The following is a 6,246-nucleotide window of genomic DNA, read 5'->3' as shown; positions in this document are numbered from 1 at the left end:
CTGACGGCGATCCGGCTATCCCTGCCCTGCTCCGCAGGAGTCCGATTCCTCCCCGGCCTGAAGGCCGGGGCATCCTCGGAGGAACCCGGTGAACCGCAGTGGCAGAGCGAAGGAGTTGACCACCGTCTCAAGGTTGCCGTGCGGGTCGTAGCCGAAGCGCCGCACGGTCTGCGAACCGGACGGAGTACGCAGTAAGCCTTGTCCACCCTCACTCTGAGCTGGTCAGATAAAGGGTGAGGACGGCCTGGACGAGGTTGGTGACCCGGGTGGTCGAGCACCGCAGTTTGCGGAGGAGCCTCCAGGACTTGAGGGTGGCGATGGCCTGCTCGACGAGTGCTCGGATCTTGGCGTGAAACTGGTTCGCCGCCTTCTGGCCTGCGGAGAGGGTCTGCCAGCGCCCCCAACACGGGATGCGGACCGTACCGCTGGCACCTCGGTAACCCTTGTCGGCCCAGCACTGGATGTTGGCCTCGGCGAGGGCGTCGACGATGCCGTGTGCGCGGGCCGCGCGGAGTGGTGGGAGTTGGTGAAGGCTGCCATGTCATGGCTGGGTCAGCGGATGGAGGCAGGGCCTTGTCGGGGTGGGCGGCGTGGACGTAACGCAAGGCGGTTCCGGGATGGATGCCGAACAGGTGCACCAGATGGACCGGATCGGCGGTGTGCCGCGCTTCGTCCAGTACCCGGTCCCTCCATATCGGGCGTGGTGTGCCCGAAAACGGCGTGGCATGCCGAAGAGGCCTTTCGGCCCCTCCGGGGTGCGGTGCCGACAGCGGGTGCCCCAGATGCGTCGGCGCCGCAAACAGACCTAACGGGCGTGGAGGTGGGTCCGGAAGAAGCGGATGGCGGCAGAGGTGCTCGCGTCGAAGCCGGCGAGGTAGGGATCGAAATGGCCGCCGGGTATGACGACGAGTTCCTTGGGTTCGAGGGCACGTTCATAGGCGCGGAATGCCAGGTCGGTGGGGGCGACGGTGTCGTGGGTGGCGACCAGCATCATCAGGGGAGTCGGGGAGATCTGGTCGATCCAGTAGCCGGGGTCGTACGACCTGAAGCGGCGGTTGGACTGGACCGTGACGCTGTTCTCCCACAACCCCGCAGGGGCGGTGTGCCCCAGGTAGAAGTCGATGGCGTCGGTGGCGCGGTACGACGCGGTTGTGGAGACGTTGTCGCTGACGAATGCCTGGGTGGCGGGTGGCTCGCCCTGGGCCTGGGCGAGTTCGTCGGAGGCGAAGGACTCGTCGAGTTGCCGCGTCAGGTGCGGCGGTACGCGCCGGCGGCTGGTCTCGGAGCCGCTGATGGTGGGGACCTGGGAGTAGACGGCCTTGATCCTCCGGTCGGTGGCTCCCAGGACGAGGGCGTGTCCGCCGGAATAGCTGGATCCCCACAGGCCGATGCGGTCGGTGTCGACGCTGTCGAGCGTCTGGAGGTGCGCGATGACGCGTCGCCAGTCCTCGATCTGCTGATGGGGGTCGATGTCGTGGCGGGGTGTGCCGGTGCTGTCGCCGAAGCCGCGGTGGTCGTGGAGCGAGACCGCGAATCCCGCTTCCGCGAGCTCTCGGGCAATGGGCTCGATGTTGTGGTACTTCGTGCCACCGAAGCCGTGCGACATCGTGATGGTGGGGTGGGGTCCGGGTCCGTCCGGCAGGAACAGCCATGCGTGCAGCACGGTTCCGTCGGGCAGATGAACAAGCTCGTCGCGGCGCTCGGCCATGGTGGTTCTCCTTGCCTGGTGGGGTTCTTGTGGGAGCGATGACGGCAGCCCGTCGGTCCGGATGACGCGTTGAGCTGGCCCGTGTCGCGACCCGGTTTTTCGGGTGTCGGTCCGGGTCGGACGCGCCGATGCCGTCGACTCAGCACGGGAACGCCAGTCGACCGCCGGTGATCGTTCGCCGATCGCCGACCGCCGGTGATCCGTCGCCGTTCGCCGATCGATCACCGGTGCCGGATTGGTCGCCCCGGCCCGGAAGTGCTCGACGCGAGCGGTACGAGACGGCCCCAAGCGGCCTCAACCGGATGGCTGCGGCTGTCGTGACCTGGGTGAACGGCGTGATTGCGGCCCCGGTCGCCTTCGAGAAGGCCGGTCAGTCTCTCCCTCAGCGTTCTGGTTGCATTTTTAAACCGACGATGCCAGCCTAGAGCACGTCGTTCGCGTATCGCAAACAGGAAATCTATGAGGAAGTGATGACAATGCGGGACTACGAGACCATCAACACGAACCTGGACGACGGTGTGCTGTGGGCCACGATCGACAACCCGCCGCTCAACCTGATCGACGAGCGGTTCGTCAGGGATCTGATCGCACTCCTCGACGACACGGAGGCCGACGGCGGCGCGCGGGTGGTGGTGTTCCGGAGCGCCGACCCCGACTTCTTCATCCCGCATGTGGACGTCCGGCGGATCGCCGAGTACACGGCGGTGGCGGCCACCTCCGGCGGCCCGGACGACATCAGCCTCGGCGCGCTGTACCGCCGCCTCAGCGAGGCACGGCCCGTCACCATCGCGGTCCTCGAGGGCCGGGCGCGCGGCGCGGGTGCGGAACTCCTCTACGCGTGCGACATGCGGTTCGCGTCCCTGGAACGCGCCGTGATCGGCCAGATCGAAGTCGGCACCGGGCTCTTCCCGGGAGCAGGTGCGGTCCAGCAGCTCGTCCGTCTCGCCGGACGAGGGCAGGCGATGCAGGTGATCCTCGGGTCCGAAGACCTCGACGGCCATGAGGCCGAGCGCATCGGATTGGTCAACAAGGCTCTGCCGGATGAGGAGTTGGTGGCCTACGTCGAGCGGCTCGCCAAGCGGATCGCGGGATTCCCGGAAGCCGCGGTGCGGCTCGCCAAGCGCCGGATCAACGCGGCCGGCCTCCCCGCCAAGGAAGACGTCCAGGTGGACTCGGGCTTCTTCCAGATCCTGGCACGTGACACATCGAGCGCCGCCCGGCTCGGCACCCTCATGCAGCGCGGAATGCAGGAACGTTCCCGCACCGAACTCGACTTCGGCGCGGCACTCGGCGAGCTGTGAGCAGCCCGGGCGGAAAGGGCCCGGTCGCCCCGACCATGTGCCCGTCCCGAACTGCACGCTCGCCGCGGACGGATCGCGTCGCGGCCCCGGACGCCTCACGCCGTCCACCGGCCCGGGCTGCCACGACTCGCATCAAGGCGGCCGGGGCGTCACCGTCCCTCCGGCGCCCCGGTCCGGCCGATCCCTCACGAAACGCAAAGACCCCCCATCCCCCTCCCGTAGGAGCCCGTCATGCCCGTTTTCAACGCTCACGTTCCAGCCGGCCGCTACTCGCCGGACCAGAAGCGCGCACTCGCCGACGCGCTCAACCAGTCGCTGGTACAGGCGCTCGGGATCCCCGAGGGCGACCGATTCATCATGATCAGCGAGCATGGCGAGAACGAGCTGTACCTCGATCCGACCTTCATGGGGATGCAGCGCAGCGACGACGCCGTGATCATCACCCTTCTCCTGGGTGCCCATCGGCCTCTCGAGAACAAGCGGGCCGTGGCCGCAGCCATCAACAGACTGGTGGTCGAGACCCTGCGCATCTCACCCGACGACGTGTTCATCGCGCTGATTCCGGTCCCGAACGAAAACTTCTCGTTCGGGAGGGGAGAGCTTCAGCTTGCCGAGGGCGAGCCACGCTGGTGACCCTGCGGCCCCGGCGCGCAACGGGCACCCTGTCCGTACGCCGTCGCTGGTGCGGTGCATCCTGGCGCTCCGCAGTCGCGACACGGGACCGCCGTGCCGAGGTGCCCTCCGGACCGGGCGGGGGCCTCCGGATCAGGCGGGGTCGGGAAGCGTGCCGGTCTCAGGCGGGGACGCGCTGACCTGGACGTCGTCGGGCCCCAGGGGCCGCCCGTCCTGGGCGCGCAGTGCGAGGGGAGCCACCGGCAGGCCGTCGCGCTTGTCGATGAGACCGAGCCGCTCCTCGTCGGGTTCGAACAGGAACTCTTCGCCCCACTGCCGCAGTGCCACGAGCGGGACCCGCAGGGCCTTGCCCTTCTCGGTGAGCCGGTACTCGCTGTAGGCGCTGCCGTCGGACGCCGGCGCGAGGGTCAGCACCTCACGTTCGACGAGCTTGGCCAGGCGCGCGCTGAGGATGTTCTTGGCGCAGCCGAGGCTGCGCTGGAACTCGCTGAAGCGGGTCATGCCGGCCAGTGCGTCCCGGACGATGAGCAGCGACCACCAGTCACCGATGTCACTGAGTGAGCGAGCGATGGGGCAGGTGGCCCCACTGAGGTCCGTCTTGCGCACGGATGCCACCTCCCGAAATTGCTAGTTTTACAATTAAACCATATCCTTGGTGCACCTGCCCTGGATCACTTCGATCGATTGCCGAGAGAACCGTCATGTTCCACGGCCTCAGCGCCTTCCCCCTGACACCCACCGACGAGCAGGGCATCGACTACACCGCGTACGCCTCGCTCGTGGCCCGCCTCGCGGCTGCCGGAGTGGACTCCATCGGGGCGCTCGGCTCCACCGGGGGCTACGCCTACCTCACCCGCGAACAGCGCGCCCGCACCGCGCAAGTCGCGGTCGAGGCCGCCGACGGCGTTCCCGTCATGGTCTCCATCGGCGCGCCGCGCACCTCTCACGTCCTGGCTCTGGCCGAAGACGCCCAGAAAGCCGGAGCGCGGGCGGTGCTGCTCGCACCGGTGACGTACCAACCGCTCACGGACGACGAGGTGTTCGGCCTGTACGAGGACGTCACCCGCGAGCTGTCCGTGCCGCTGTGCGTGTACGACAACCCCCGCACCACCCAGGTGCACTTCACCGACGAACTGCACGGCCGCATCTCCCGGCTGCCGAACGTCCGCTCGATCAAGATCCCCGCTGTTCCGGACGACTTCGGTCAGGCCAAGGCCCGGATCGACGCGCTGCGAGCGGCGATCCCGGAGACGGTCACCATCGGTGTGAGCGGCGACTGGGCCGGCGTGCGCGGCCTGAATGCCGGGTGCGACGTCTGGTACTCGGCCGTGGGTGGTCTGTTCCCCCGTACCGCGCTCGCCCTCGCCCGCGCAGCCCTGGCCGGTGACACGGGCCGGGCCGCGGAGTCGTCCGACGCGCTCGAACCGTTGTGGGCCCTGCTCCGTCAGCACGGTGGTCTGCGAGTCCTGTCCGCCGCAGCGTCCCACCTCGGCCTGACGTCGGAGCCGAACCTGCCGCGTCCCCTGCGCGGCCTGGACGAGGCCGCCCGCCGGGACGTCACCGCCGTACTGGACGCCCTCCAGCTCACGACCTGAGCAGGCTCAGCGCATCCGCATCCGCATCCGGGCCCCGCAGGGGTTCGGGTGAGGCGATCGTTCGGTGATCCTGGTGTCGTGCGTGCCGCTCGCCTGATCCGTTGACGCCCGGATTCCTGCTCCGTCTGCCACCGAAGCAGCTGCTCGATCTTGTGGTCGATGCGTGCCAGCCACATCGCGTGCCACACGCTCATTCCGTGGAATCAGCTTTGTCCAGCGTCCTCAGCAGTGACAGGGCGCCCACGGTTTGGCGCAGTCGCTCCGTGGCCGTGGCTCTGTACACGAGAACGGAAGACATTTGTCGACGACTTCGGATGTCCTTCGACATCGAAGATAGTCGCGTGCAGCGCGCTGATCTTGGGGCGACTGGGTTGGATGCCCATGGGTGCGGCTCGTCTCGAGTGAGCAGGTGGCCTTTCTCGCGGGTTTGGTGCTGCTAGGTCGAACTGGTGGTGCTGGTCGGCAGAGCCTGCTGATAGAGCGCTACCAACACGCCGTGCACGGGCTGGTCCTCTGCATTTTCCTCGGCCTCGTCGACCAGTTTGGTGAGGGTCTCGCCGAGTTCTCTTGCCTTCGCGGGACTGAGACGCAGGTGGCGCAGTGTCAGGTGGGTCTCGGCGGGTGAGCGGTCCAGCTCCTGGGCGACCGCGGCGAGCATCGCGGCGGTGCCTGCCGCTTGGGGTTCGGCGACGACCATGCGGCGGGCCGTGCGTTGGTAGTACTGCTCGGTGCCGCCGCGGACCTGGCGGGTCTCGGCGATGTGGACCAGCCCGGCTTCGCGGAGCACTTTGAGGTGGTGGGCCACGTTGCCTTTCTTCGCATCGAGCTGCGCCGCAAGCCCGCTGATGGTGGCAGGCCGTTGGCCCAGGGCGAAGAGCAACCGCTGACGCAGCGGGTGGGCGAGCGCCGCGAACTGCTCAGGCGCACCGATCTCCAGGACGTCCTTGGGAGGCGGCAGGTGGGAAGGGTGATCTCGCATACCGAAAGTGTCTAAAGTCTTTGACGCTTT

At 68.1% G+C, this 6,246-nt stretch carries 6 protein-coding genes and 1 pseudogene; 3 read left to right on the top strand and 4 right to left on the bottom strand.

What is annotated here, in order from left to right; translation table 11 throughout:
- Positions 1–208 precede the first annotated feature (208 nt).
- A pseudogene (locus tag ACIBJF_RS35120) lies at positions 209–514 on the bottom strand (transposase family protein); the annotation flags it as partial.
- A 291-nt stretch (positions 515–805) separates the two neighbouring features.
- Positions 806–1,708, bottom strand: a complete 903-nt coding sequence (locus ACIBJF_RS35115; protein ID WP_399179927.1) for an alpha/beta hydrolase — start codon at positions 1,706–1,708, stop codon at positions 806–808.
- A 476-nt stretch (positions 1,709–2,184) separates the two neighbouring features.
- Here ACIBJF_RS35115 and ACIBJF_RS35110 point away from each other — a divergent pair, with 476 nt between their 5' ends.
- Positions 2,185–3,009: an enoyl-CoA hydratase/isomerase family protein gene (locus ACIBJF_RS35110; RefSeq protein ID WP_399179925.1), complete on the top strand. Its 825-nt coding sequence runs from the start codon at positions 2,185–2,187 to the stop codon at positions 3,007–3,009.
- Between the two features lie 231 nt (positions 3,010–3,240).
- Positions 3,241–3,642, top strand: a complete 402-nt coding sequence (locus ACIBJF_RS35105; protein ID WP_399179923.1) for a tautomerase family protein — start codon at positions 3,241–3,243, stop codon at positions 3,640–3,642.
- Positions 3,643–3,774: 132 nt separating this feature from the next.
- Here ACIBJF_RS35105 and ACIBJF_RS35100 read toward each other — a convergent pair whose 3' ends face one another.
- The gene (locus ACIBJF_RS35100; RefSeq protein ID WP_399179921.1) at positions 3,775–4,248 is read right to left on the bottom strand and encodes a winged helix-turn-helix transcriptional regulator; all 474 of its coding nucleotides are present in this window, start codon (positions 4,246–4,248) and stop codon (positions 3,775–3,777) included.
- 95 nt (positions 4,249–4,343) lie between these two features.
- On the opposite strand from ACIBJF_RS35100, the gene ACIBJF_RS35095 reads away from it, so the two are divergent.
- Entirely contained in the window at positions 4,344–5,237 is an 894-nt protein-coding gene (locus ACIBJF_RS35095; RefSeq protein ID WP_399179920.1) for a dihydrodipicolinate synthase family protein, read from the top strand.
- Between the two features lie 436 nt (positions 5,238–5,673).
- Here ACIBJF_RS35095 and ACIBJF_RS35090 read toward each other — a convergent pair whose 3' ends face one another.
- Positions 5,674–6,216 carry an ArsR/SmtB family transcription factor gene (locus tag ACIBJF_RS35090; RefSeq protein ID WP_399179919.1) on the bottom strand — a complete coding sequence of 181 codons (543 nt, stop codon included), beginning with the start codon at positions 6,214–6,216 and terminating at the stop codon, positions 5,674–5,676.
- Between the last annotated feature and the right edge of the window lie 30 nt (positions 6,217–6,246).

This window comes from Streptomyces sp. NPDC050743, assembly GCF_044456925.1.
Lineage (GTDB): Bacteria > Actinomycetota > Actinomycetes > Streptomycetales > Streptomycetaceae > Streptomyces.
The sequence above is the reverse complement of the archived record's forward strand: the minus strand, read 5'-3'. Positions and strand labels throughout refer to the sequence as shown.

What these genes read in the sequence shown, in the direction of transcription:
- ACIBJF_RS35095 (WP_399179920.1), top strand. Translation starts at nt 4,344, where the DNA reads ATGTTCCACGGCCTCAGCGCCTTCCCCCTGACACCCACCGACGAGCAG.
- ACIBJF_RS35105 (WP_399179923.1), top strand. Translation starts at nt 3,241, where the DNA reads ATGCCCGTTTTCAACGCTCACGTTCCAGCCGGCCGCTACTCGCCGGAC.
- ACIBJF_RS35115 (WP_399179927.1), bottom strand. Translation starts at nt 1,708, where the DNA reads ATGGCCGAGCGCCGCGACGAGCTTGTTCATCTGCCCGACGGAACCGTG.
- ACIBJF_RS35090 (WP_399179919.1), bottom strand. Translation starts at nt 6,216, where the DNA reads ATGCGAGATCACCCTTCCCACCTGCCGCCTCCCAAGGACGTCCTGGAG.
- ACIBJF_RS35110 (WP_399179925.1), top strand. Translation starts at nt 2,185, where the DNA reads ATGCGGGACTACGAGACCATCAACACGAACCTGGACGACGGTGTGCTG.